Source organism: Azoarcus sp. DD4, from assembly GCF_006496635.1.
In the GTDB taxonomy this organism is placed as follows: Bacteria; Pseudomonadota; Gammaproteobacteria; order Burkholderiales; family Rhodocyclaceae; genus Azoarcus.
Map to the genome: position 1 here is coordinate 5044994 of NZ_CP022958.1, position 26001 is coordinate 5070994.

The window sequence follows — 26001 nt, forward strand, 5'->3', positions numbered from 1 at the left end:
CATGACCACCCGACGCAGCTTTCTCGCCGGGGCAGGCCTGCTGGCCGCTGCCGGAACCGTCAACCGCGCCGCGCTCGCGGCGCTGCCCGAGCCCGTGATCCAGACCAGCGCCGTAACGGCGGCCCCACTGTCGCCACCAGACGGACGCCCCTACGACCCGGTCGTCACCTTGAACGGCTGGACCGCCCCCTGGCGCATGCGCAACGGCGTGAAGGAGTTCCACCTCGTCGCCGAGCCGGTCGAGCGCGAGATCGCCCCCGGCATGGTGGCGCGGCTGTGGGGCTACAACGGCCAGTCGCCCGGGCCGACGATCGAGGTCGTCGAGGGCGACCGCGTGCGCATCTTCGTCACCAACCGCCTGCCCGAGCACACCACCATCCACTGGCACGGCCAGCGCCTGCCCAACGGCATGGACGGGGTCGGCGGCCTCAACCAGCCGCAGATCCCGCCGGGCAAGACCTTCGTCTATGAGTTCGTCGCCCGCCGCCCCGGCACCTTCATGTACCACCCGCACGCCGACGAGATGGTGCAGATGGCGATGGGCATGATGGGCATGTGGGTCACGCATCCGCGCGCGCCGCACCCGCACATCGCGGGCGTGGACCGCGACTTCTGCTTCCTGCTCAACGCCTACGACATCGAGCCCGGCAGCTACGTGCCCAAGATCAACACGATGCTCGACTTCAACCTGTGGACCTGGAACAGCCGCGCCTTTCCGGGCATCGACTCGCTCAATGTCAGGAAGGGCGACCGGGTGCGGGTGCGCATCGGCAACCTGACCATGACCAACCACCCGATCCACATCCACGGCCACGAGTTCGAGGTTACCGGCACCGACGGCGGGCCGACGCGGCCGGAGTCGCGCTGGCCCGAGGTCACCACCGACGTCGCCGTCGGCCAGATGCGCCAGATCGAGTTCATCGCCGACGAGGAGGGCGACTGGGCGATGCACTGTCACAAGTCGCACCACACCATGAATGCGATGGGCCACGACGTGCCGACCATGATCGGCGTCGACCATCGCGGCCTGGTCGAGGGCATCCAGAAGCTGGTGCCCGATTACATGCTGATGGGCGAGCGCGGCATGGCCGACATGGGCGAGATGGAGATGCCCCTGCCCGACAACACCCTGCCGATGATGACCGGGCAGGGGCCGTTCGGCGCCGTCGAGATGGGCGGCATGTTCACCGTGCTCAAGGTGCGCCGCGAGCAGCAGCGGGGCGACTACCGCGACCCGGGCTGGTTCAAGCACCCGAAGGGGACGGTGGCCTACGAGTGGGCGGGCGCGGCGCTACCCGAACCGGCGCGCAGTGCTGCAGCCGGACCCTCGAGCATGCCGCGCACCGAGCCTGCGCGATCGGTCGAGATGACGGTTCGCAAGCCTGCCGGCCATCAGGGGCATTGAAGTCGATCGCCTCGTAATCAGCCCCCACGACAACACCAACAAGATTCAACCCACAGAGAAGGAGATTCCCATGAAAAGTCGTCGTCGATTTCTGGCCACCAGCCTTGCCGCCGGTGTGCTTGCCGTTCACCGCAGCACGTTCGCCCATGGCAATGCCGAACATGCCGACAAAGCAGCGTCCGATACCCCCAAGGAGCAGCAGCAATGGGGGATTGCGGGGGACGCGAAAGCCGTCTCGCGCGCGATCGCCATCGTGATGACCGATGAGATGCGCTTCGTTCCGGACCGCATCGAGGTGCGTCTGGGCGAGACGATCCGATTCACCCACGAAAATCGAGGCGCGGTGATGCACGAGATGGTGGTCGGTACGCCCAAGACGCTTGCCGAGCACGCGGAGATGATGCAGCGCTTCCCGGAGATGGAACATGACGAACCGTGGATGTCGCATGTCGCGCCAGGTGGGCGCGGAGAAATGATCTGGCACTTCAACCGTGCGGGGGACTTCCAGTTCGCCTGCCTGATTCCCGGCCACTTCCAGGCCGGCATGATCGGCACGATCAAGGTCGGCTGACAGAAATGTAATCCGTGCGTCAGCGTCCCGTTGGTGAGCGCTTCGCATAATCGTGCTCACTCTCGAACTCACACAGAATTTGAACCCTTGGAGAAGCCCATCATGAAAAAGACCCTCATCACCACTGCGCTCCTGGCCTTGCTCGGCGGCGGCGCCCCGCTTGCGTTCGCACAGGCCGATCACGATGCACATCACGGCGGGGCGAGTGCCCCGGCCGAAGCCAACGCCAAGCTGGCCGAGGGCACGGTCAAGAAGATCGACAAGTCGGCTGGCAAGCTGACCATTGCCCATGGCCCCCTGGAGTCGCTCGGCATGCCGGCGATGACCATGGTGTTCCGCGCGGCCGAGCCGGGCATGCTTGATCAGGTCAAGGCGGGCGACAAGATCCGGTTCGCGGTCGAGAAGGTCGGCGGTGCGCTGACCGTGACGTCTCTCGAGCCCGCCCAGTGACGCCTATCCCGCAGGTGCGTCGCGTTCCACTCTGACCGGCCAGCCGTGGGGATGCCCCACTGAGTGGCTGAACGACGAGGCGGGTGGCGAAGGGCCTGCGCATGCACTTAACCGCCTGCCGGAATCGTTTCTCGATGAAATCCCCGTTCGCAGTACCCTCATCTCACCTGCTACGTCCTGCAGCGCTTGCACTGGTGGTCGCGCTCACGCTGGGAAGTGGCAGTGCCTGGACACAGGGTTCGCCCGACACTCCAACGCTCGGCTCGAGCCCCCAGGCGCTGATTGAATATGCGCGCCACAGCAACCCCGGCTTTGCCGCTGCCCGCGCGGAAGCGTCCGCAGCGCAGGAGCGCGTGACGCCCGCCGGTGCGCTGCCCGACCCGACGTTCGAGGTCGAGCTGATGGACGCCACCAACACCATGAGCGGGCGCTCGGCGTCGTTGCTGCCCGGCCAGGTGGGCGAGACCCGCTACCGCATCACCCAGCCGCTACCCGGGTGGGGTAAGCGCGAGCTGGCGGTGAAGGCCGCCGAAGCCCAGGCGACCCAGGCTGATGCGATGCGCGATACCTCCTGGGCTGAGCTCGCGGCAAAGATCGAGACGCTGTGGTTGCGCTACTACGCCGCCGACCGCGAACTCGTCCTCAACCGCGAGGGCTTGACCCTGCTGCAAAGCCTGGAGGCGCTGAGCCTCACCCGTTACGAGCTGGGTCTGCTGCCGCAGCAGGCGGTGCTGCGCATGCAGCGCGAAATCACTGCCCAGCGCCTCGCGCTCGTGGAGGTCGAACAGCGGCGCAAGGGGCTGGCAGCGGGGCTCAACGGCCTGCTCGGCCGGGCGCATGATGCGCCGCTCGCCACACCCGCAGATCCCGCCCCCTTGCCCGAGCATCTGGACGCTGGCGCCCTTTTCGAGGCAGCGGCGAGCGCCAACCCGGAAGTGAATGCTGCCGCCTACGGCATCGATGTGGCGCGTGCCGAGCGCGAACGGACCTATCAGGACCGGCTGCCGGACTTCGCCGTCGGTGTGCGCAACAACCGCCCGGATGAAGGTAAGTCGTCCTGGGACGTGATGTTCGAGGTGATGATCCCGCTGCAACAGTCCAGCCGTCGCGCCAAGGAGCGCGAAGCCGAATACATGCTGATGGCGGCCGAGGCGCGGCGGGAGGATGCCAAGGCGCGCGCATCCGGCGAACTGGGTATCGCCTGGTCGATGTACGCGCAGGGCCGCGAGACCTTGCGCCTGCTCGAACATACGCTGCTGCCGCAGGCCCAGGCCACCCGGGATGCAAGTCAGGCCGCGCTCAGCAGCGGCAAGGTCGACTTCGACAGCGTGATCGAAGCCGAGCGCCAGCTCATCGACATCCGGACTCAACGCTTGAAGACCGAGCTCGACACGCGCCTGGCGCTGACAGAAATCAAGAAACTGACAGGGGATCTGAAGTGAGCTCAGCCATTCGAATGACGGCGATCGCTGCGGGCGTGGCGATTGCCATAGGTGCGGGGTACTGGATTGCGCACCTGCAAAATGCTGGAAATCCAGTTCCGCTGATCACCGAAAGCCAGGCGCAAAGCGATAGCGCAGCCCCGGCCGACGGCGAACGCAAGATCCTCTACTACCGCAACCCGATGGGCCTGCCCGACACCTCGCCCGTGCCGAAGAAGGATTCGATGGGCATGGACTACATCCCCGTCTATGCCGACGACAAGCCGGACGACAGTGGCGCGGTGGTGGTGAGCCCGGCGCGCATCCAGACCCTGGGGGTGAAGACCGCAGAGGCCGAACTGCGCGCCGTGGATGCGGCGGTGCGCGCGAGCGGCCGGATCGAGCTCGACGAGCGCAGGCAGGTGGTGGTGGCACCGCGCTTCGAGGGCTGGATCGAGCGCCTGCATGTGAATGCGGTCGGCGATCCGGTGAAAAAGGGCCAGCCACTTTTCACCGCCTACAGCCCCGAGCTGCAATCCACCGGCGAGGAACTGCGCATTGCCGAGCGCCTGGCGAGCCAGAGTGAGTCGCAAGATCCAGTCGCGAGCGAATCCGCCCGCCGCCTGGCCGAGGCGACGCGTGCGCGCCTTCGCAACCTGCAGGTCGCCGGCCAGGCGGGGGCGCGCCAGGTGTTCCACGCCCCGGCGAGCGGCGTGGTGCTGGAGAAGGAGGCAATCGAAGGCGGACGCTTCATGCCGGGAGACGCACTGTTCCGCATCGCCGACCTGTCGAAAGTGTGGATCATTGCTGATGTGTATGAACAGGACCTCGCTCGCGTGCAGGTTGGTCAGACTGCGCAGGTGGCGCTCGAGGCCTATCCTGGTCGCAGCTTCGCGGCGCGGGTCGATTATCTCTATCCGACGTTGGACGCCGCGACGCGCAGCACCCGCGTGCGGCTGGCAATGGACAACACGGAAGGCCTGTTGCGCCCGGGCATGTTCGCCCAGATCGCGCTGGCGACAGGTGATGCCACTCCAAAGGTTACCGTGCCGACCTCGGCGATCATCGATGATGGCGAGCGCCGGGTCGTTCTCCTCGCCCTCGCTGAAGGCCGCTTCAAGCCGCAGGCAGTGAAGCTCGGCCAGCGCGGACGTGATGTGGTCGAGGTGCTCGACGGCGTGGCGGCGGGCGATCGCGTGGTGGTTTCGGCCAACTTCCTGATCGACTCGGAGAGCCAGCTCAAGGCGGCACTCTCCAACCTCGTCGAGCCCGATGCCGGCGAGCAGCCCCAAGCGAGCCCGACGCGTTACGAAGCGCAAGGGACGTTCGATGCGCTCGACGCCGAAGGCGGCAGCGTGACGATGACTCATGGCGAGATCCCGGCCCTCCAGTGGCCGGCGATGACCATGGACTTCAAGATTGCCGATCCGGCGCTGGTGAAGAGCATCGCCCCAGGCTCGCCGGTGCGGTTCGTCTTCGAGGCGGGTGAGCCAGGCGAGTACATCATCACAGGCATCGAGCCGGTTGCAGGCACTGCGCCTGCACCGAGCGCCGGCGGTCACGGGGGGCACTGAGATGCATGCCCCTGTGACAGACTCTTCGAACGTCGTGCCAACCGACGCGGCAGCCAGACCGGCAGCACCCGGCCTGCTCGACCGCGTCATCGACTGGTCGGCACGCAACGTCTTCCTCGTCCTGCTGGCCACGCTGTTCCTGATTGGCGGTGGCCTCTACGCGGTCAAGCACACGCCGCTCGACGCGCTGCCCGACCTGTCCGACGTGCAGGTGATCGTCTACACCGATTACCCCGGCCAGGCGCCGCAGGTGGTGGAGGATCAGGTCACCTATCCGCTCACCACCTCGATGCTGGCGGTGCCGCGCGCGAAGGTGGTGCGCGGCTTCTCGATGTTCGGCGCGTCCTATGTGTATGTGATCTTCGAGGACGGCACCGACATCTACTGGGCGCGCTCGCGCGTGCTCGAGTACCTGAGCACCGCCGCCAGCCGCCTGCCGCAGGGCGTGGCGCCGCAGATTGGCCCGGACGCCACCGGCGTCGGCTGGGTCTATCAATATGCGGTGCTGGGCAAGGACATGAGCCTGGCCGACACCCGCAGCCTGCAGGACTGGTACGTGCGCTACCAGCTCACCAAGGCGCAGGGCGTGTCCGAGGTCGCGAGCCTGGGCGGCTTCGTGCGCGAGTACCAGGTCACCGTCGATCCGCTGCGCCTCGCGGGCTACGGCATCACCCTTGATCAGGTGACACAGGCGATCCGCGCCTCCAACCGCGACGTCGGCGGGCGGGTGGTGGAGCTCGCCGAGAAGGAATATATGGTGCGCGGTCGTGGCTACCTGCAAAGCGTGCAGGACATCGCCGATATCGTGCTCAAGGCCGAGCGCGGCACGCCGGTCCGCGTGGGCGACGTGGCCCGCGTCGAGCTGGTGCCGGCCGAGCGGCGCGGCATCGCCGAGCTGAACGGAGAAGGCGAGGTCGCCTCCGGCATCGTCATGGCGCGCTTCGGCCAGAACGCGCTCGACGTGATCGCCAACGTCAAGGCCAAGATCGCCGAGATCACCCCCGGGCTGCCGGCGGGCGCCGAGATCGTGCCGGTCTACGACCGCTCCGAACTAATCGAGCGCGCGATCGGCAACCTGCAATGGACGCTGCTCGAGGAAAGCCTGATCGTCGCTGCCGTGTGCGTGATCTTCCTGCTCCATGTGAGGAGCGCGCTGGTGGCGATCATCACGCTGCCGCTGGGCATCCTGTTTGCCTTCATTGCCATGCGTTCGCTCGGCCTGGGCTCCAACATCATGAGCCTGGGCGGGATCGCGATCGCGATCGGGGCGATGGTGGACGCGGCGATCGTGATGATCGAGAACGCGCACAAGCACATCGAGCGCCTGCCCGCAGGGGCGGACCAGAAGGCGCGCGGCGCCGCGATCGTGCTCGCGTGCAAGGAGGTGGGGCCGGCGCTGTTCTTCTCGCTGCTGATCATCACCGTGTCCTTCCTGCCGGTGTTCGCGCTCGAAGGCCAGGAGGGGCGGCTGTTCTCGCCGCTCGCCTTCACCAAAACCTTCGCCATGGCCGGCGCCGCGCTGCTGTCGGTGACCCTGGTGCCGGTGCTGATGCTGTTCTTCGTGCGCGGGCGTATCCTGCCCGAGGCGAAGAACCCGGTGAACCGGCTGCTGATCTGGTTGTACCGGCCGATCATCAAGGGCGTGCTGCGCTTCAAGGTCCTCACGCTCGTGCTCGCCGTGCTGGCGATGGCCGCCACCCTCGTGCCCGCGCGCCAGATCGGCTCGGAGTTCATGCCGACCCTCAACGAGGGCACGCTGTTCTACATGCCGGCGGCGCTGCCCGGCATGTCGGTCACCGAGGCCGGGCGCCTGCTCGCCACCACCAACCGCATCATCAAGACCTTCCCCGAGGTCGAATCGGTGTACGGCAAGGCCGGCCGCGCCAACACCGCGACCGACCCGGCGCCGCTCGAGATGTTCGAGACCGTCATCAACCTCAAGCCCCAGGACCAGTGGCGCCCGGGCATGACCACCGACAAGCTCATTGCCGAGATGGACGCCGCACTCAAGTTCCCCGGCCTGGCCAACTCGTGGACCATGCCGATCAAGGCCCGCATCGACATGCTCAGCACCGGCATCCGCACCCCGGTGGGGGTCAAGGTGTTCGGCACGGACCTGGAGACGCTGGAGAAGGTGGCGCAGGCGGTGGAGGCAGCGGTGCGCAAGGTGCCGGGCGCGAGCAGCGCCTACGCCGAGCGCGTGGCCGGCGGCTACTACGTGGACATCGTGCCGCGCCGCGACCAGCTCGCGCGCTACGGGCTCACCATCGACATGGTGCAGGACGTGATCGCCACCGCACTCGGCGGCGAGATGGTGACGACCACGGTCGAAGGCCTGGAGCGCTACGGCGTGGCGGTGCGTTACGCGCGCGGCCTGCGCGACGACCCGGCGCGGCTCGCGTCCGACGTCTATGTGCCGACCATGAACGGCCCGATCCCGCTCGGCCAGGTGGCCGAGGTCAAGCTGACGCGCGGCGCGCCCGGCATCCGCACCGAGAACGCGCTGCTTGCGGCCTATGTGTATGTCGACACCCGCGAGCCCGACCTCGGCGCCTTCGTCAAGCGCGCGCAGCAGGCGGTGGCCGAAGAGGTCGAATTCCCGCAGGGCTACTACGCGACCTGGAGCGGCCAGTTCGAGAACATGGAGCGCGCCAAGGAGAAGATGAAGATCGTGGTGCCGGTGACGCTCGCACTCATCTTCGTGCTGCTCTACCTCAACTTCCGCCGGCTCACCGAGACGCTGATCGTGATGCTGTCGGTGCCCTTTGCGCTGGTGGGCGGGGTGTGGCTGATGTGGTGGCTGGGCTACCAGATGAGCGTGGCGGTGGCGGTGGGCTTCATCGCGCTCGCCGGGGTGGCGGCGGAGACCGGCGTGATCATGCTGATCTACCTCGATCACGCCTGGCGCGAGGTGCAGGCGCGCTGCCAGGCCGAGGGCCGCGCGGCCGGCGTCGCCGAGCTCTACGCGGCGATCATGGAGGGCGCGGTCGAGCGCGTGCGGCCCAAGATGATGACCGTGGTGGCGATCATGGCCGGCCTGCTGCCGATCATGTGGAGCACCGGCACCGGCGCCGAGGTGATGAGCCGCATCGCCGCGCCGATGGTGGGCGGCATGGTGTCGTCGACCGTGCTGACGCTGGCGGTGATTCCGGCGCTGTATGCGCTGGTCAAGCAGTGGGAGTTGCGCCGCGGGGCCGAGGCTGCGCCGGCGCACGTTCCAGTGACGGTGTCCAACTTGTAATGCAGCGGTCAGCGGCGCGACAGCATCGGGGGCGTAGGCTTGTTTCCAGGGCCCCGTTCCCGAGGCTGCCGCTGAACGTGACGAGGAGCGTTGCGATGCTTGCCTGGCTGAAATCCCTCTGGCAATCCTTCAGGAATTGGTGTGGAGAGAACGAGCGGGCCCACCGGGATGCCCCGGTCTCGCCGTGCTGCTCGAAGCCGCCCGCAGCCGTTCACCGTTCGCCGACCCGCAAGGTATGAAGCCATGAACACGAAGCCTGCTCATGATCCTGGACACCCTCGATCTGTCGCCTGGTATCGCTCCCCCGGCGTCATCGCTGGCCTGATGCTGGCGGCGATCGCACTGTTCTTCCTGCTGCGCGAACACTGGGCGCATGTGTCGGGCAACTGGGTGTATCTGATCCTGTTGCTGTGTCCCCTGATGCACTTGTTTGGCCATGGCGGACATCACGGCGGGCACCACAGTAACGACACCGACTCGGAGAAGCGCTGAGATGCCGATGACAGAGGCGTGCCTAGGCCGTGGCGTCGTCATTGCGGCGCTTTCGGGCGTCTTGATTTCGAGCGCAGCGGCGCAAGGCTGGAAGATCCCGCAGCCCTCTCCGGGGCTGATGCCCAATCCGGCGCAAGGAAAGGGACTCTACGCACAGCACTGTGCCGCTTGCCATGGGACCGACCTCAAGGGCTCGGACAAGGGGCCGCCCATGCTCCATAAGGTCTACGAACCCAGTCATCACGCCGATATCGCCTTTCAGTTGGCGGTAGCGAACGGTGTGCGCGCCCACCACTGGCAGTTCGGCGACATGGCACCTGTTCCCGGCCTGACGTCGGACGAGGTCGCTCATGTCACGGCATTCATCCGTGGTGAACAGCGCAAGGTCGGCATTCGATAACAACAAACGCCGGGGAGAAGCATCATGACCCACGAACATTCGCAGGGTGGCCATTCCGGCCACACTCATCGCCACGATCATGCATCGACAGGCAATGACACCGATCCGGTCTGCGGCATGACGGTAAAGCCCGACTCTCCGTATCGGGTCATTCACGCCGGACACGAATACCGGTTCTGCAGTGCGAAGTGCCAAGGCAAGTTCGAGACTGATCCGGCGCGGTATCTGGCACCGGAGACAAGTCAGCCTTCAACGGAACCCGCACCGGTGCCCGGCACGGAGTACACCTGCCCGATGCATCCGGAGATCCGCCAGATTGGACCGGGCACCTGCCCGAAATGCGGTATGACACTCGAGCCGGTGATGCCGGGTCTTGAGGATGAGGACAATCCCGAGCTCGTCGATTTCCGCCGCCGCTTCTGGTGGACCCTGCCGCTGACGGTGATCGTCACCGCGATCGCCATGTCTGGTGGGTTCTTCGATGCGATGCTGGGTGCGGCGCGGCCCTGGGTCGAGCTGGCCCTGGCGACACCGGTCGTGCTCTGGTCCGGTTGGCCGTTCTTCGTGCGCTGCGCCCAATCGATCGGCAACCGCAGCCCGAACATGTGGACCTTGATCGGGCTGGGGACGGGGGCAGCCTATGTGTATAGCGTCGTCGCCACGGTTGCGCCGGAGGTGTTTCCGGCCTCTTTCCGCATGGGCGAACACGTCGCGGTGTACTTCGAGGCAGCAGCGGTGATCATCTCGCTGACGCTCTTGGGCCAGGTGCTGGAGCTCAAGGCGCGATCGGAGACGGGCGCCGCGATCAAGGCGCTGCTCGGCCTCGCGCCCAAGACCGCGCGGCGCATTCGCGCGGATGGCACTGAAGAGGATATCCCGCTGACCCACGTCCATCCTGGCGACCGGCTGCGCATTCGTCCGGGTGAAAAGGTGCCGGTCGACGGTTCCGTTGCCGAAGGCGAGAGCGCGGTCGATGAATCGATGCTGACCGGCGAGCCGATCCCGGTGACCAAGCGCCCCGGCGACAAGGTGATCGGCGCGACGCTCAACACCAGCGGGGCGCTGGTCATGATCGCCGAGAAAATCGGCTCACAGACCATGCTGTCGCAGATCGTGCAGATGGTCGCGCAGGCCCAGCGCTCGCGCGCGCCGATGCAACGCCTGGCGGATGTCGTCGCGGGCTGGTTCGTCATCGTCGTCGTGCTCATCGCCCTTACGACTTTCGTGGTGTGGGGGCTCTTCGGACCCCAGCCGAGCTGGGCCTACGGCCTCATCAACGCGGTGGCGGTGCTGATCATCGCCTGCCCCTGCGCACTGGGCCTAGCCACGCCGATGTCGGTGATGGTGGCGACTGGCAAGGCCGCCACCCAGGGCGTGCTGTTTCGCGATGCGGCGGCGATCGAGTCGCTGCGCAAGGTCGACACCCTGATCGTGGACAAGACCGGCACGCTGACCGAAGGGCGCCCCGCCTTCCACAGCGTGGTGTCGGCGCCGGGCGGGACGGAGGCCGACGTGCTTCGCATCGCAGCCAGCCTCGATCAGGGCAGCGAGCACCCACTCGCCCAGGCCATCGTGACCGAGGCCCGCGCGCGCGGTCTGGCGCTCAGCACACCGGACACCTTCGAATCCTCTTCCGGCATCGGCGTGCGCGGTACAGTCGATGGCCAACGTGTGGTTCTGGGGAACACCGCCCTGATGGACGATGAGCGCATCGATTGGCGCGGGCTCGCGGAGCGCGCCGAGGCTTTGCGCTTGGAGGGCGCAAGCGTGATGTACCTCGCCGCAGACGGCGTGCTCGTCGGCCTCATCGCCGTTGCCGACCCGATCAAGGCTTCGACCCCGGAAGCGCTCGATGCGCTGCGCGCGAGCGGGCTCAGGATCATCATGGCCACGGGCGATGGGCTCACCACGGCGCGTGCGGTCGGTGCCCGCCTGGGCATCGACGAGGTCTATGGCGAAGTGAAGCCCGCCGACAAGAATGAGCTCGTCGGCAAACTGCAGGCCGAGGGGCACATCGTCGCCATGGCCGGCGACGGCATCAACGACGCGCCGGCGCTCGCGCGCGCGAATGTGGGTATCGCGATGGGCACGGGGACCGACGTCGCGATGAACAGTGCCCATCTGACTTTGGTCAAGGGTGATCTCCGGGGCATCGCCACCGCACGCAGCATCTCCGTCGCCACCGTGCGCAACATGCACCAGAACCTCGTGTTCGCCTTCCTGTACAACGCAGCGGGTGTGCCGATCGCAGCCGGGGTGCTCTATCCAGCGTTCGGGCTGCTTCTTTCACCGCTGATTGCCGCCCTGGCGATGAGCTTCAGTTCGGCGTCCGTGGTCGGCAACGCGTTGCGCCTCGGACGGAAAAGGATCTGATCGACCTCAATCCGCCCGCACGGAAAGCTGGGCAGACGAACTGCGTGACGGGTACTTCGTTCGTTGGGAGGCATGCCGGCGTCAGCGTGTCGATGTTTGCGCACAAGGAGCTGTCTCATGAAAGCCGAGACGGAAGCCGAGCCCCGTCCATCCGGTCGGGCTGAATCGAACTTAAGGGTTCGCCGCGTATTTCCGGTCTTCGTCGTACTGGCGGCCGTTCTCCTTATCGCCGAGCACCGGCTCCATGTGCTCGGCTACCTACCGTGGCTCATCTTGCTTGCGTGCCCCCTGATGCACGTCTTCATGCATCGCGATCACGGCCACAAGAGAAAACGAACGCCGGCTGAAGACCAAGGTAACCATGATGCGTGATGCCACGGGAGATCGAGATGAGTGAGACGTCGAGTTACGGCTTGTGGTCACTGGTTATCATCAACTCGCTGTTCTTCATCGCCTTCGCATTCAGCTTCACGCGTCCCCGCACAAGCCAGGACTGGCGATCCTTGGGCGCTTACTCGGCCTTCATCCTCGCGCTCTTCACCGAGATGTACGGCTTTCCGTTGACGATCTACCTGCTCTCGGGGTGGCTGTCTTCGAAATTTCCGGGAATCGATTTTTTTGCCCACGACTCGGGGCACCTCTTGGAGGTGATGTTCGGATGGAGCAGTAACCCGCACTTCGGCCCGTTTCACCTCTTGAGCACGGTGTTCATCGTCGGTGGCTTCTGGCTCTTGGCAAAGGCCTGGCCCGTACTCCTCGAGGCTCAGCGCACCCGCCGCGTCGCCGACAGTGGCCCGTACGCACGCATTCGACACCCGCAATACGTCGCTTTCGTTCTGGTCATGTTCGGCTTTTTGCTGCAATGGCCGACCTTGATCACGCTGATCATGTTCCCGGTTCTGTTGATCGTGTACGCCAGGCTCGCCCGCCGGGAAGAACTCGATGCGATCGAGGCATTCGGTGATGCCTATCGCTCATACCGCGACCGCACGCCGGCGTTCATTCCTCGCCTGCGGTAGTTCGACGGATCGTTTGGTCCAGAGCGCCGCTTGCGAAGTAGAGGGAGATGCCGACGCGCAGATTCCTCATTGCCTGCAAGCAAGGCGCCTTTGAGTTTGGGGCACCATGCATGCGCGCGGGGCAGAGTGAGTTTGATCAATCAAACCCGCCGATCCTGAAAAAGGTCGACAGAAAAGCCCCCGGGATCGACACCGGGGGCAAGTTCATCCTGAAACGTGCGAATCAGTTACGGGTGTCGTGGCGAAGGATGCTGTCGAGACGCATGACCTCGTCGCCGTGCATCATGATCTTCTGTCCATCCTTGGTCTCCATCACTTCGCCGTGTTTCATCCTCACCGCACGGCCCATCTTGTCCTCCATGCCCATTTTCCCATCCTTGAAGATGTAGACCGTCGAGCCATCCTTCATGGGGATGGACTTTTCGACCCGCTCGACATCGACCGCGAAGGCCGATGTGGTGGCAATCCCAAGTGCCGCGACCATCAGTGCTTTCTTCAACATGCTCGTCTCCTTGAATCAACTACAAATAATTGCTGAACATTGCATCAGGCCTCTTCCATAGAAGATTGCCCGATGCCTTACCCGCCTTGGTTCCTGGGGAAGCTTGGTGCTATCAGGAGCCGCTGCGGTAAAGGGGGCTTTCTTCGAGATAGACAGTCACCTTGTCGCCCCCTTGGACCACCTTCGAAAGCGGAAAGCTGTTTGTGCCGAGGGTGTCGAAGGTCCAGTTGATCGTCTTGTCACCGACCTTCAGGGCAACCGTCTCGAGCCGCGTGACGTTGATGTAGCGCGTGTCCGCATTGACGATCACGGTGCGGGAGGGCGTGGCGTTGCTCGCGTAGCCATATGTGGCCAGCTCTCGCTCAGTCGGGCTCGAAGCGCGTGCCTGGACATGCTCGAGCCAGTGCAGCGCACCGCCCTCGGAATAGTCCTCGTGTGCGAACGCAGCGGAAGATCCAAGGGTGCTGATGGCCGAGACGGCGAGGACGGCGATGATCGACTTTTTCATGATGGCTCCTTGTCCGGTTGTCCAGATTGGCTGCTCGTGCTTGAGTAACCATGGACCCCATCATAGGAGCCGACTACTGACAGGTCGGTGACCCGGCAATTACAGCTCGGTCATGATGATGTAATCCGATTATCAGGGTTGGATGAGTCGGAATATCAACCCTCGACGGCGCCTCCTTCCGACCGGCCGACTTCAGTCGGCGGGCCACTGAGCGACCAGCATTCGCCCTTGAGCACCTTCACGACCCCATGCACGACCCGGCCGAGGATGCGCCCACGGCGGCTGCGTGGAGCTGCCGTGGGGCTGAACGATGCAGTCGCTGCGACGACCGCATCGTTCAGGCGAGGGAACTCAGAACATGTGGCTCACACCAAACTCGACGGTGGACACCGACTTACCGGCGGTGATGGCCAGATTCTCGCGGAAGTTGAACCGCGTCGTCGTATCACCGTTGAAGACGTGGACGTACCCCGCGTAGAGGTGGGTGCGCTTCGACAGGGAGTGCTCATAGGCGATGATATAGCCCTTGCCGTCGCCGCCCGACGTCCGCCTTCGCATATCCGATCGAGCTGTGGCTCGAGGGGCCAACGTCGATCTGGGCGCCGATGCTCCACAGCTTGTTGGTCTGGGCACTGCCGACGACCGGATCGACCTTTGCGTTCTGCCACGAGCCAAGAACCTTGATTATGCCGAAGCTGTAGCTTGCACCGACGAAATGTTCCTGCTGGTCGATGCAACACTCGTCAGGACAAGGCGGCCGAGTGCGGACCTCCATACCCCTCGCTCCGGCTCGGCAGGCCGAGCAACGGGATGGCGATGAATCCGCGGGCAGGCATGATCGACCTGTTAGCGTTTGCCGATGGACGCATCTGCTTGCACGACTTCAGCTGATTGGTTAGCTCGACTGATCTGCCCCGTTCAAACTGATAGCTTTCGTGACTCGTAGATTACGTCAATGTAATCGCACGGATATGCTCGCGTCAGCGTGACAATACTATACTTTTCCCATCGTAGCGTTCTGAAACTAGCTGAAGGACGCGGGCGACGCGAAAGAGGGAGAGGAAGATGCTCACAGCAGATCAAATGATAATCACTGGCCAACAGCAGTTTGACGCGATCATGCAACACTCCAATCTTGTCTTGGGGTGCTGTGAGCGGCTCACCGAAGAGAGCATGCGTTCTGCCCGTGCGCTTCTCGCGCAGGTCGAGTCCGACTTTGACGCCCTCCTGCGTGGCGAAACCATTGGATTCATCAACGCAGCTGGCCGAATCGGTCTGGACAGTTGGGCGTCGATGACTGCGTGCGTCATCGGATTCCAGCGTGAGGCGGTAAGAAAATCCTTCACCTTCAAGTAGCGTGCCCGGCCTACCGATCCCGGCCCGACGGTATCTGACAGATACGAAAGACCATGGTCGTGGTCTCGTTAAGACGGACATTCATCGAGAGAATTCTGTACGAATCCCCTCGCAACGTTCCTGCCGTCACTCTTTGCGGCTCATTGGAGAAATGCCATGAAATCGAAATCCCTTCTTGCGGTCCTGGCGGCGTTTGCCATGCTCTCGTTCAATTCCATCGCGGCGACTGCGGAGGAAGAGTCCCAAGCCAAATCCGAACAAGTCGAAAAGGCTGACTCGACGGACGCCAAGCGGCATTCCCACGTACAGGAGAAAGTCGGCGTGCGGCCGAAAGCTGCGGAGGCCAAGGGCGATGACGGCATGGCCGCGAAAGCCAAGCCCAAGCACTACCACCCGCGGGACGGGAAATGACCCCGTGCAAAGTGGCGTGGCACATTCGGGGGGGCGTTTGTTGCTGTGACTCCACGCATTTCTGATGTACACGGTGATCGTTGCACTTGCCGTCTGCTTACTGCGGCGGTTGGATGCGACATCAAGACGATACCGTTCAGCTATTGCCGGTCTGTATTGATGAAGCGATGGGCCATGACATGCAACCACGGTTGCCGCGGTGGCTCGGTGGAGGCCCGCGCGGGCCGGCATATGGCGGGAGGTGGACCTATCGACACCGTCAAGGCGATTCTGATCAAGAATGAGTAGCCATTTTTCGCGCATGTAACGGTGTTGTGGTTCCACGGTTCTGCCGAAATTTCATCTAACCCTCCTATATGGACTCCCCCGTAAATCAAGACAGACCGTGTTTTTGACTTTCCGGGGTGAATCACCTGCAGTCGTATATCCGGCATCTGTGGTGGGTTCTGAATGACCCGTGCCGACATTGAATCTGCCCGCGAAGCGCCAATCGGTACAAGCGGCTGCAGGAGAGCCGGAAGAGTTATCGGCGTTCTGTCGCGTGGGTGTGACCCGGTTTGCCATGATGAGCGATCAGTCTCGGCGCAAGGGTGAGGAGTAAGGGTGGATCGATCAGGCGGCGATGGCGAAGGCGGTGCGTTCGAGCTTCTTGTTGGGGCGCGGCTGCGGATTGCCGTAGGCCGCGTGGTCGCGCAGGACCGCGTAGCAGATGCGGGCAAGCTTGTTGGCGAGCGCGCAGGCGGCCTTGTTGTGATTGCTGCGGCGCTGCACCTCGGTCGCCCAGGTGCGCAGGCCGTCCAGGGGGCGGCTCGCGTCGCGGGCCAGCGCTGCGGCCCTCAGCACCGCGCGGGCGCCATGGGTGAGCAGCATCCTCAAATAGCGATCGCCCCGTTTCGAGATACGGCCGAGCTTGCGGGTGCTGCCCGAGGAATATTCCTTCGGGGTCAGTCCGAACCAACTCGCGAAATGGCGGGCATCCCTGAAGTGGGTCACGTCGCCGCCGGTAGCGGCCACCATCGCGGTGGCGGTCAGCAAGCCAATGCCCGGCACCGACATCAGTTGTGTGCACGCCGGACTCTGCCGCACCAGCGCGGTGAATTCGCGCTCCAGTTGCGCGATGCGCTGTTCGAGCAAACGGATCTCCTCGATCAGCAATCGCATGGTTTCGCGAATGAGCGCCGGCACTGGCGAACGCGGATCGGCCAGCACCCGGCTGATCGCCTCCACACCGGTGCGCGCACCTTGCGGGATGCTCAGGCCGAACTCCCGGCAGAAGCCGCGCAGCGCGTTGATGCGCGAAGTGCGGGTACTCATCCACAGCGAGCGAATCCGGTGCAGCCCCTGCAGCGCCTGCTGTTCGACCGACTTCACGCGCACCGGATCGATATCGGCCGTGCGGGCCGCTTCGAGCAAGGCGCGGGCATCGGCCGCATCGGTCTTGTTACGCCGGACATAGGCGCGGATATAGGCTGCGGGCAGCAGCCGCACCTCGATGCCGAGCGAATTGAGCCAGCGTGCCCAGTGATGCGCCGAACCGCAGGCCTCGATGATGACGAGCGAGACATTGCGGTTGGCGAACCAGCGCTCGAACTGGATTCGGGTGAGCCGATGATTCTCGATCACGCGCCAGGAAGAATCGGCGACGGCGAGTTGAAAGACGCTCTTGGCCAAGTCGACGGCAACGGTAGTAGCATCCATGACGGACTCCTCCTTCTGAAGACCGATCCCCATCCCCATGAGCACCGGTGGCGCCAATTGGGCGCCGAAAAGGAGGGGGAGTCCATCCCATCAACAAAGGCGCCCTTGAAGTGCGCGTGACGGACCCGCTACCCAATTCCGCACAACAGATGCGTTGGCTCCTCGCCCGCCGGCTCGGCGCAGCAGTGCTCGTCATCTGCTTGCTGGCGGGGGCTGCTGCCTTCATGTTCGAGGCACGCCGTGCGGAACAGGCGGCGCTGGAGACGGCTGAGGCGGCGGCCGCTCATTTTGTGTCACCGGCAATGCAGGCAATGTCGCCCGGAGAGTCCGGGCACAAGCACTTGCGGGACCTCCTCGACGGCAGTCACTTCATCGGCATTCGCGTGTTCGACCAAAGCGGAAATTGGGCTTACGAGGTCTGGGACGAGTCTTCGAACCGCATCGCGACGACGACCTTACCTTCCCGACCCACATGGCCGCCGATGGGGGAAAGTCGTCGGGTAATCCCCCCATTTTCAGGGGCAGCCAGAAGTAGAGCTATGCGGCGATGGCCAGCCGCTGCTTTGGGGTGATACCGCCCAAGGCCATGTTGGGGCGCTCGTGATTGTAGAGCCAGAGCCAGCGGGTGGCGTAATCCTGGACCTCATCGATCGACTCGAACAGGTAGTGACCGAGCCAGTCGTAGCGTACGGTGCGGTTAAAGCGCTCGACGTAGGCATTTTGCTGCGGCTTTCCGGGCTGGATGTGATTGAGCTGAACACCGTTCTTCTGTGCCCACTCGGTCAGCGTCTTGCCGACATATTCCGGTCCGTTGTCGCTGCGGATCGCCGTTGGCTTGCCTCGCCATTCGATCACCTGTTCGAGCGCGCGCACGACCCGCTCGGCGGGCAAGGACAGATCGATGTCCATGGCGAGCGCTTCGCGGTTGAAGTCATCGATGATGTTGAGCAGTCGGAAACTGCGCCCATCGGCCAGCTGATCGTGCATGAAGTCCATCGACCAGCACTGATTGATCGCCTTGGGTACCGCCAGCGGTTCGGGTTTCTCGCGCACGATCCGCTTTCGCGGCTTGATGCGCAGATTGAGCTCGAGCTCGCGATAGATCCGATACACCCGCTTGTGATTCCAGCGGTAGCCCTTCACGTTTCGCAGGTACAAGAAGCACAGGCCAAAGCCCCAGTTGCGCTGGTTGTGGGTCAGGCGGATCAAGTGATCGGCGATCTCGGCATTCTCGGCCGAGCACTTTGCCTGGTAGTGGTAGCAGGTTTCGCTGATCCCGAATGCCGCACACGCCACGCGTATGCTCGCGCCGCGCTGCTGCACGGCCTGGTAAGCCATCTCACGCCGGCGAGATGGCTTCACCACTTTTTTTCGAGGGCCTCCTTCACGATCTCCGCCTTGAGCCGTTCTTCTGCATACATCTTCTTGAGCCGAGCGTTCTCCACTTCGAGCTCCTTGAGCCGCGCCATCAGCGACGCATCCATGCCACCAAACCTGGCCCGCCACTTGTAGAACGTCGCCGAGCTGATGCCGTGCTCCCGGCACAGCTCCGGAACCGGCTTGCCAGCCTCCGCCTGCTTGAGCACAGCGATGATCTGGCTGTCTGAAAACCTCGATGTCTTCATCTTGTAGAACTCCCTCGATCCGAGAAAATTCTACTTCTGAGCGCCCCTATTTGCCGGGGGGATTACCGTCGCACCTGGATAAGCGTAGCGCAGGACGGCCTGATTCAGGTGGTTCTGCCACTGGCAGGCGGCGACGGCCGATTGGTCGGCTACATTGAGGGTTTCTATCGTCTCGCCCCGGAAGTCCTGTTGCATCAGCGGGAACAGATCCGCAATGGGGTCTTGATGGCAGCGGTATCGGCGCTTGCGACCGGGGTCGCCTTGTACCCACTTTTACTCTCAATGTTCGGGCATGCGACGGCCTTGTCCGACCGTCTCATGAATGCAAACTTCTCCCTCGTACATGCGTTGGGAAAGTCAATCGCCAAGCGCGACATCGACACGGACGCCCACAATTATCGGGTCACGCTCTACGCAGCGGCGCTTGCGGAGGAGATGGGGGTATCCCCGAACGAGATCCCGCATCTCGTCATCGGTGCCTTCTTGCACGACGTTGGAAAGATTGGCATTCCGGATCATATTCTCCAGAAGCCGGGGCGGCTTTCCGCTGAGGAGTTCGAAGTGATGAAGACCCATACCTTGATGGGTCTCGAGATCATTGCCGGGATTCATTGGCTTGAGGGCGCAGCGGAGGTCATTCGTCATCATCACGAGCGGATTGACGGGAAGGGGTATCCCGACCGCCTTGCTGGCGAGGAAATATCGCTCCATGCACGCATATTCGCGGTTGTGGACGTGTTTGACGCCCTGGTCTCGGCTCGGCCCTACAAGGCGGCGATTTCGCCCTCGGAGGCACTCGCAATTCTTGAGCGAGAGGCCATGCAGCATTTTGATGCGGATGTGGTCAACGCCTTCAATCGGATTGCTCTCTCATTGCATGGCGAGGTAGCCCGGGCAACCGAGGCCGACCTGCACCGCGCAATCCGCCCCTTGTGGCTTCGCTGCTTCAAAAAAGAAACGGCTCCGCAGGAGCCGTTTCGGAAATCGATCACCCGGTAGCTTTAGTTACGGTGATCCTTGTGGAGAACGCTGTCGAGGCGCATGACCTCGTCGCCGTGCATCATGATCTTCTGACCATCCTTGGTCTCCATGACCTCGCCTTGCTTCATCCTCACCGCACGTCCCAGCTTGTCCTCCATCCCCATTTTCCCGTCCTTGAATATGTAGACAGTCGAACCATCTTTCAGGGGAATGGACTTTTCGACCCGCTCGACATCGACCGCGAAGGCCGATGTGGTGGCAATCCCAAGTGCCGCGACCATCAGTGCTTTCTTCAACATGCTCGTCTCCTTGAATCAACTACAAATAATTGCTGAACATTGCATCAGGCCTCTTCCATAGAAGATTGCCCGATGCCTTACCCGCCTTGGTTCCTGGGGAAGCTTGGTGCTATCAGGAGCCGCTGCGGTAAAGGGGGCTTTCTTCGAGATAGACAGTCACCTTGTCGCCCCCTTGGACCACCTTCGAAAGCGGAAAGCTGTTTGTGCCGAGGGTGTCGAAGGTCCAGTTGATCGTCTTGTCACCGACCTTCAGGGCAACCGTCTCGAGCCGCGTGACGTTGATGTAGCGCGTGTCCGCATTGACGATCACGGTGCGGGAGGGCGTGGCGTTGCTCGCGTAGCCATATGTGGCCAGCTCTCGCTCAGTCGGGCTCGAAGCGCGTGCCTGGACATGCTCGAGCCAGTGCAGCGCACCGCCCTCGGAATAGTCCTCGTGTGCGAACGCAGCGGAAGATCCAAGGGTGCTGATGGCCGAGACGGCGAGAACGGCGATGATCGACTTTTTCATGATGGGCTCCTTGTCCAGATTGGCTGCTCATGCTTGAGCAACCATGGACTCGATCATAGGAGCCAGCGACTGACAGGGCAGTGACCCTGCAATTACGTTTAAGTCATAAGAATGAAAGGGTACGGTCAGGGTTGGCGGGCCGGGTTTCGTCAGTCCAAGGCCTTGACCGAACGGCAGACGCGTGAACGAAGCACCAATTTCACGTCCCCCAACATGTCATGCGAGGTGACGGCTTCACTCGGTTACTTGCCGTTCGCACCACGAAGAGCCCGACGGCTGGATTGGGTCGTTTTGAGACCGTGAGCCCACCCCGCAAATCGGCAAAGAAAACGAGCGGATCTTGCCGCGACGGGCACGATCCGCTTGGGGGTCAGGCTTTCAGCTTGCGCAGGCCTTCCGCGAGCAGCCAGAGTGCCCGGTTGAGCCGGACGTTCTGGTCGATGCCCTGGACATGCCGGGTGCGCTGCTGGCGCCCGTTGGCACTGCGGCCAGTCAGGCCGCCTTTGACGATGTTCTCCTGGACCCGGTTGAACGTGGACCACAGGTCCGCAAGGTTGTCGTCGAAGCGACGGGGGTGCAGGACCTGGCTTTCCGTGATCGGCAGGGTCTTGCCAGGTTCGTCGTACTTGAGGACCAGGGCCGATCTGGCGAAGATCTCGGCCTCGCCATCGTCGAGCGTGATGGCACGCATGGCGTCGCGAGAATCCTGCACCTGCTCGAATCCATGCAGCACCTCGTAGGCACCCTCGATCACGTGGTCGGTGACATTGCCCTTGTGGGGTACGCGCACGTCGGCGAAAGTGTCGCCGCACACCAGACCGTTCTGGCAGACGAAGCGGAACATGCCGGCCAGCATCTGGTAGCTGCTGGTGCCGTCGTGCGAGTTGAGCAGGATGATCTCGTTCACCTCGGCGCCGTTGATCTGACTTGCGTGGCGAAGGCGCAGCATGTGCTTGGTGTAGTCGCGGCGGTCCTCCTGGCGCACGCGGGGCTGGCACACCATGAATGGCTGGAAGCCCTCCTTGCGCAGTTCGGTCAGCACAGCCGCCGTTGGGATGTAGCTGTACCGCTCGGATCGGCTTTCGTGCGGGGTGTCCGCGAAGATGGAGGGTGCGACGGTGCGGATCTGGTCATCCGACAACGGGTGATTCGACCGCAGCACCGGGGAGCGATGGGCGAAGCGGGACGCGAGTTGCATTATGATCTCCTTGGATAAGAGACCGGAGCCCCGCCCCACCGGGGATGAGCCCCGGCGGGTGGTGGAACGCCGCTGACGCGGCGGTTGGAATCAGCCTTGGGCGAGATGCCAGTCCTGGGACAGCGGAGCGAACTCGTAGCCCAATGCACCAAGACGGTCGCGCTGCTGACGCAGGACGCGGCGATCGACGGTGGCGTCGAGCTTGACGATCTCGCCCAGCGGCCAGAGCGCACCGAACAGCGCCGCGTCGTCCGCCTCGGCCGAGGCCTCGGAGAATGCGGCGGCCGGCTCGCTGCCGAACGGCGTGGTGTCGACCAGGGGATCGCGCGGGTTGCGGGACTTCGGCTTGGCCGGCACCTTGGGCGCGGCCGGCGCGGGCGTCTGCGCTTCCTCGTCGATCGGATCGACTTCCTGCGGACTCAGCCGGCGGACTTCGTCGCGGCTCAGGGCGTCGATGTTGGACAGCGTCATCCCGCCCAGATGGGCGCGGATTTCGATGACCATGCGACCGTTGGCGTTGTACGTGGAGGGACGGATCTCGGCGATGACGAAATCACCGTCATACTTGCCCTCGCGGTACTGATCGAGTTCGGCGTTCTTCACGACGAACTCGCCGATCGAGGTCGCCAGGCGGCCGACGTTGAAGTCGCCGTTCCTGCCGTGGATGGTCTTGATGGCCAGTTGGCCGGGGATGGTGATCATGAAGGTCTCCTGCTGACGAAGAGAAGACAAGGCCCCGGGGATGGGGCCTTGCGGATCAGAACGACTCGGCAACGGCCAATGCGGGGGCATCGGCAGCGTCGTCGGCAGCATCGGCGACGGGCTTGGAAGGCTCCAGTGCCGAGGCTTGCTGCGCGGCGGGCGCGTCGGACGTCACAGGGACTTCCGGGTCCCGCTCGTCGGTCTCGGTCGGCTTGGGTTCGGCCTTGTAGACGAGCTTGCCGTCGACCTTGATCCAACTGACGAACAGCAGGCGGGCCTTGAGGCTCACACCCTGCTCGCCGGCACGCTTGCCCTTGGAGTAGGTGAAGGTGTCGGTCCACAGGTCGCCCAGGCGGAAGCCGATCATCACCTTCTTCTCGGCGTCGACCGCCTGAATGCAGCGGCGCACCAGGTGCTGCGCTTCCGATCCCGATACGCGCGTGTCGAAACGCACGTACGAGACGTCATCGCTGGGACCGTTCAGGGCCGCGATGTCGCAGGCCAGGAACGCATCGCCTTTCTTGGGCTTCACTTCGCGGATGCGATTGAGATACCCGAGGCCGGTGATGTGCAGATCGAAGTAGGATTTTTCGGTGGAAGTGGTCATGGTGAATCTCCTGGGAACAATGAGGCGGAGACACACCCGACCCAGGCGGGGAAGGTGTGGAACCCCCGCGTGGGTTGATGGAACAGCTTGGTGGCATCGCCATCGAGAACCAATGGCTGTTCGCGCATGGATGCCGGTGCGAACTGGTGTGATCAACGCGGTCGGAACCGCGTCGCAGCCTTGAAGATCGTGGCTGCCTGGGCATGTCGCTGACGGACGTCAGCGGAACATGGCCGGAAGCGTGGCGCCAGGACGGTGCGCATGCGAGCGGCAATCGGCACTCGCGGCTGTCCGCATTGCCGTGAAGAAAGAGGCCCCCGGGAGCGGGGGCCAGGGATGGGCGGTCAGTTACCGCTGGGCGTGGAAGGAACCGCCTGCAGCGACAGGTGTGTCGCGGTGGCGGACACGTCGAGGTCATCCTCGCTGTGCAGGATGCGCGCAAACACGCCCTCCTGCGGATCGAAGAACTCGCCAAAGTCATCGCCGCCGAACGCGGCGCGCGCCAACTCCCACCAGTCGTCGAAGGCATCGACATCCGGGTTGCAGCCGGCGGCATAGGCGATGGTCTTCTGGCGACCATCGAGCCGGCGCTCGCCGCGTTCGGCCAGGAAGTACACGCCCTGATCCTTGACCAGGATGACGCGGCATTGATTCGCCACCGCTTCGGCGAGCACGGGCCGCAGCTCCGTGCCTTTGAATCGAACAGTCATGGGTGTGATCTCCAGGGAGGCAGAAAGAGAGGCTTCCCGCCGCGAGGGCGGGAAGCTGCTGGGAGGTCAGTGCCGGACAGCCTTGCGACCCGACAGGCACTGCACGCGGATGCGTCTCCAGCTCCCGTCGTCGATCAGCCGTTCCAGCGTCTCGCCGAGGGTGTCGAAGAACACCTCATCGACCCGTTCGATCAACTCGCCGTCGCGGTGCAGCTCCACCGCGTAGAGGTCGAGGCCACGCTCATACAGCACGGTGACGCGACCCTGGAACTTCATCGTGGCGACGGTAAAGCCGATGGCCGGCGGCGTGCGGATGATGTCGGCGGGCGCCGGATCGACCCAGGTGATGTCCCGCGCACCGGCATCCACCAGCATGTGGGTGATGCGCCGGAAACCATCGGGAGCGGGCAACTGCTCAAGTTGGTCGACCAGCTCCTGCAGCTCGGGGCAGCGGGGCTCGGGGATCGGCAGCTTCGCCGGTGCGGAACCGAGCACGAACCGCTGCACCGTGTACGGCTTGCCGTCGGCAGTGAATGCGGTTTCTTCCTCGGGCGTGTCCGCGCGCAGGCCGTCGAAGCGGCGTCTGGCGTAGGGTTCGACCTGTACCTTGGCGCCTTCGTCGGGCACCTCGGTCACGAGCGCCCGGTCGAGCACCGCGAACTCAGCGCGCCCCGTCTTGACGACGATGGCCTCGTCGGTGGTGGCGATGACCTTGCCCTCGAAGGGCTTGGGATCGATGTGGAAGCCCAGCGTCGAAACCTTGGGCTGGCCGTCGAAGATGTTGAACTTGAAGGTGCGGACGTTGGAAGGCACATGGCCGCTAACGAGCGTCGGCATCTGTGCGCGGATGGCTTGGGTATCCATGGGAGACTCCTTGTGGCAACCAAGGGACTCCCGCCCGCAAGGGAGGTATGTCCCTTGAGGGTGAGGTGGATGGACGCGGCATGCGTCCGGCGAAAGAAACGACCAGCGCGGCGAACCGCACCGCAGTCTCGAAGGTCTCGACTGCCTGGGCATGCTGCGGGCAACGCCAGCGAACATGCGGGAAGCGTGCGACACGCGTGGACGTCCGTCGTCCGGAAATCGGCAACACGTCGTTACCGCCTTCCATGAAAGGAAGAGCCCCGGATGGGGCTCGAAGGTGCTACTCGTCGTCATACAAGGGCAATCCGTCCAGCACCGGCGCATCGGCATCGAACACCAGCATGCGAACGTCGGCGAGCGCAGCTAGGTGCAATACCTCCATGAGGGACTCCGGCATGCCCCTGGTCCAGTGCTCCTGCCGCAGCTCTTCAGCAGTAATGTCCTCGACAAGCTGCAGGTTCGCATCCGTCCAGGGGGTGGCGATCAGCTTCACACCGATCGCTGGGCTGTACGGGATGCGGAAGGCGACGAACAGAAAACCGCTAGGCGTGGCGATGTCCGCCAGGTTGGCCAGATAGCGGCCGGCCTCCTCGGTGATGTGCGCCGAACTGATTTCCCAAGCACGGCTGTAGAACCCGGTCTCGAAGCGCAGGCGGCGTACCACCTCGCGCGCGGCTTCCTCGGAGTAGGTATCGCTGACGTGCAGCGGCTGGCCGGCTTCTTCGGCCATGACGGCGTAGACGAGGTTTCGGGCGATGCCGTGGCTGGGGCACTGCGCGTCCAGCTCGGGCGGCACGTTCTGGCCCTCGGTGATCAGCGCGAAGTCGTCGCAGAAGACGCAGGCATGGCGCTCGACCTGGCTGTCCGGCAGGTGCGACTGCGAGACGTGCAGCGGCAGATAGCTCAGCGGGCAGTCGTCGTCGTAGGAAATCGCCAGCAGCCGCTGCACGGACAGGCCATCGTAGCCGCGGACGAAGGGGTTTTTGGAATGAGACATGGGATTCCTCCAGCAGAGGATGGCCGAGGCAATCCCCTGCCGGGGATTGAACCCCAGTAGGTGGATGAAGTGGCAGCCGGTCAGCCGGC

Annotated in this window: 27 protein-coding genes; 14 read left to right on the forward strand and 13 right to left on the reverse strand. The window is 64.0% G+C overall.

Translation table 11 applies throughout. From position 1 onward, the window contains the following. Position 1: 1 nt before the first annotated feature. The 11 genes from CJ010_RS23330 (at position 2) to CJ010_RS23380 (ending at position 12946) form a co-directional block, all read left to right on the forward strand. A complete protein-coding gene (locus tag CJ010_RS23330) occupies positions 2 to 1405 on the forward strand; it encodes a multicopper oxidase family protein (protein WP_075146732.1) in 1404 nt (467 codons plus the stop codon). A 70-nt stretch (positions 1406 to 1475) separates the two neighbouring features. Further along, on the forward strand, positions 1476 to 1976 hold the full coding sequence (locus CJ010_RS23335; protein WP_002943419.1) for a plastocyanin/azurin family copper-binding protein: 501 nt from the start codon (positions 1476 to 1478) through the stop codon (positions 1974 to 1976). 102 nt (positions 1977 to 2078) lie between these two features. After that, positions 2079 to 2426, forward strand: coding sequence for a copper-binding protein (locus CJ010_RS23340; protein ID WP_004357704.1), 348 nt, complete (start codon positions 2079 to 2081; stop codon positions 2424 to 2426). Positions 2427 to 2560: 134 nt separating this feature from the next. Beyond that, positions 2561 to 3868, forward strand: a complete 1308-nt coding sequence (locus CJ010_RS23345; protein ID WP_240794451.1) for a TolC family protein — start codon at positions 2561 to 2563, stop codon at positions 3866 to 3868. Between the two features lie 14 nt (positions 3869 to 3882). Then, positions 3883 to 5421 carry an efflux RND transporter periplasmic adaptor subunit gene (locus CJ010_RS23350; RefSeq protein WP_141020835.1) on the forward strand — a complete coding sequence of 513 codons (1539 nt, stop codon included), beginning with the start codon at positions 3883 to 3885 and terminating at the stop codon, positions 5419 to 5421. Position 5422: 1 nt separating this feature from the next. Beyond that, positions 5423 to 8662 (forward strand): efflux RND transporter permease subunit, encoded by a 3240-nt coding sequence (locus CJ010_RS23355; protein WP_305764618.1) that lies wholly within the window; start codon positions 5423 to 5425, stop codon positions 8660 to 8662. A 243-nt stretch (positions 8663 to 8905) separates the two neighbouring features. Next, complete coding sequence (locus tag CJ010_RS23360) at positions 8906 to 9154, forward strand: DUF2933 domain-containing protein (protein ID WP_141020262.1); 249 nt, start codon at positions 8906 to 8908, stop codon at positions 9152 to 9154. A 1-nt stretch (position 9155) separates the two neighbouring features. Continuing rightward, entirely contained in the window at positions 9156 to 9554 is a 399-nt protein-coding gene (locus CJ010_RS23365) for a c-type cytochrome (RefSeq protein ID WP_141020263.1), read from the forward strand. A 24-nt stretch (positions 9555 to 9578) separates the two neighbouring features. Next, positions 9579 to 11927 (forward strand): heavy metal translocating P-type ATPase, encoded by a 2349-nt coding sequence (locus tag CJ010_RS23370; RefSeq protein WP_141020264.1) that lies wholly within the window; start codon positions 9579 to 9581, stop codon positions 11925 to 11927. Between the two features lie 117 nt (positions 11928 to 12044). Then, on the forward strand, positions 12045 to 12299 hold the full coding sequence (locus CJ010_RS23375; protein ID WP_141020265.1) for a DUF2933 domain-containing protein: 255 nt from the start codon (positions 12045 to 12047) through the stop codon (positions 12297 to 12299). A gap of 17 nt (positions 12300 to 12316) precedes the next feature. Further along, positions 12317 to 12946 carry an isoprenylcysteine carboxylmethyltransferase family protein gene (locus tag CJ010_RS23380; protein WP_012586262.1) on the forward strand — a complete coding sequence of 210 codons (630 nt, stop codon included), beginning with the start codon at positions 12317 to 12319 and terminating at the stop codon, positions 12944 to 12946. Between the two features lie 223 nt (positions 12947 to 13169). On the opposite strand, the gene copK (CJ010_RS23385) is transcribed toward CJ010_RS23380, so the two are convergent. From copK (CJ010_RS23385) to CJ010_RS23395, 3 genes are all read right to left on the reverse strand, one after another. Beyond that, positions 13170 to 13448 (reverse strand): periplasmic Cu(I)/Cu(II)-binding protein CopK, encoded by a 279-nt coding sequence (copK, locus tag CJ010_RS23385; protein WP_004265708.1) that lies wholly within the window; start codon positions 13446 to 13448, stop codon positions 13170 to 13172. Between the two features lie 112 nt (positions 13449 to 13560). Beyond that, positions 13561 to 13956 carry a CzcE family metal-binding protein gene (locus CJ010_RS23390; protein ID WP_043742024.1) on the reverse strand — a complete coding sequence of 132 codons (396 nt, stop codon included), beginning with the start codon at positions 13954 to 13956 and terminating at the stop codon, positions 13561 to 13563. 351 nt (positions 13957 to 14307) lie between these two features. Further along, complete coding sequence (locus CJ010_RS23395; RefSeq protein WP_141020266.1) at positions 14308 to 14514, reverse strand: hypothetical protein; 207 nt, start codon at positions 14512 to 14514, stop codon at positions 14308 to 14310. Between the two features lie 507 nt (positions 14515 to 15021). Here CJ010_RS23395 and CJ010_RS23400 point away from each other — a divergent pair. Together CJ010_RS23400 and CJ010_RS23405 are read left to right on the forward strand one after the other, a co-directional pair. Then, positions 15022 to 15312 carry a hypothetical protein gene (locus tag CJ010_RS23400; RefSeq protein WP_043742022.1) on the forward strand — a complete coding sequence of 97 codons (291 nt, stop codon included), beginning with the start codon at positions 15022 to 15024 and terminating at the stop codon, positions 15310 to 15312. Positions 15313 to 15468: 156 nt separating this feature from the next. Continuing rightward, positions 15469 to 15723, forward strand: coding sequence for a hypothetical protein (locus tag CJ010_RS23405; RefSeq protein ID WP_141020267.1), 255 nt, complete (start codon positions 15469 to 15471; stop codon positions 15721 to 15723). Between the two features lie 612 nt (positions 15724 to 16335). On the opposite strand, the gene CJ010_RS23415 is transcribed toward CJ010_RS23405, so the two are convergent. Together CJ010_RS23415 and CJ010_RS23420 are read right to left on the reverse strand one after the other, a co-directional pair. After that, a complete protein-coding gene (locus CJ010_RS23415; RefSeq protein WP_141020269.1) occupies positions 16336 to 17421 on the reverse strand; it encodes an IS110 family transposase in 1086 nt (361 codons plus the stop codon). Between the two features lie 537 nt (positions 17422 to 17958). Continuing rightward, positions 17959 to 19046 (reverse strand): IS3 family transposase gene (locus CJ010_RS23420; protein ID WP_141016617.1). Its coding sequence is split into 2 segments (ribosomal slippage): positions 17959 to 18794 and positions 18794 to 19046, totalling 1089 coding nucleotides; the frame shifts between segments, so codons are not numbered across the junction. Positions 19047 to 19187: 141 nt separating this feature from the next. Between CJ010_RS23420 and CJ010_RS23425 the strand changes: the two genes are divergently transcribed. Beyond that, positions 19188 to 20045, forward strand: coding sequence for an HD-GYP domain-containing protein (locus tag CJ010_RS23425; RefSeq protein ID WP_141020270.1), 858 nt, complete (start codon positions 19188 to 19190; stop codon positions 20043 to 20045). 2 nt (positions 20046 to 20047) lie between these two features. Here the strand turns inward: CJ010_RS23425 and copK (CJ010_RS23430) are convergent, their stop codons facing one another. The 8 genes from copK (CJ010_RS23430) to CJ010_RS23465 all read right to left on the reverse strand — a co-directional run bounded on the left by copK (CJ010_RS23430) (position 20048) and on the right by CJ010_RS23465 (position 25912). Then, positions 20048 to 20326 (reverse strand): periplasmic Cu(I)/Cu(II)-binding protein CopK, encoded by a 279-nt coding sequence (copK, locus tag CJ010_RS23430; RefSeq protein ID WP_141020271.1) that lies wholly within the window; start codon positions 20324 to 20326, stop codon positions 20048 to 20050. Between the two features lie 112 nt (positions 20327 to 20438). Then, a complete protein-coding gene (locus tag CJ010_RS23435; protein ID WP_043742024.1) occupies positions 20439 to 20834 on the reverse strand; it encodes a CzcE family metal-binding protein in 396 nt (131 codons plus the stop codon). A 370-nt stretch (positions 20835 to 21204) separates the two neighbouring features. Beyond that, a complete protein-coding gene (locus CJ010_RS23440) occupies positions 21205 to 22032 on the reverse strand; it encodes a DUF932 domain-containing protein (protein WP_141020272.1) in 828 nt (275 codons plus the stop codon). A 90-nt stretch (positions 22033 to 22122) separates the two neighbouring features. Continuing rightward, positions 22123 to 22734, reverse strand: a complete 612-nt coding sequence (locus CJ010_RS23445; RefSeq protein WP_034050582.1) for a DUF3275 family protein — start codon at positions 22732 to 22734, stop codon at positions 22123 to 22125. A 55-nt stretch (positions 22735 to 22789) separates the two neighbouring features. Continuing rightward, complete coding sequence (locus CJ010_RS23450) at positions 22790 to 23341, reverse strand: STY4534 family ICE replication protein (RefSeq protein ID WP_141020273.1); 552 nt, start codon at positions 23339 to 23341, stop codon at positions 22790 to 22792. A gap of 344 nt (positions 23342 to 23685) precedes the next feature. Then, positions 23686 to 24051, reverse strand: a complete 366-nt coding sequence (locus CJ010_RS23455; protein WP_108080544.1) for a DUF3085 domain-containing protein — start codon at positions 24049 to 24051, stop codon at positions 23686 to 23688. Positions 24052 to 24117: 66 nt separating this feature from the next. Then, a complete protein-coding gene (locus CJ010_RS23460) occupies positions 24118 to 24915 on the reverse strand; it encodes a GTPase (protein WP_108080543.1) in 798 nt (265 codons plus the stop codon). A gap of 280 nt (positions 24916 to 25195) precedes the next feature. Continuing rightward, complete coding sequence (locus CJ010_RS23465) at positions 25196 to 25912, reverse strand: ABC transporter substrate-binding protein (RefSeq protein ID WP_141020274.1); 717 nt, start codon at positions 25910 to 25912, stop codon at positions 25196 to 25198. Positions 25913 to 26001: the final 89 nt, after the last annotated feature.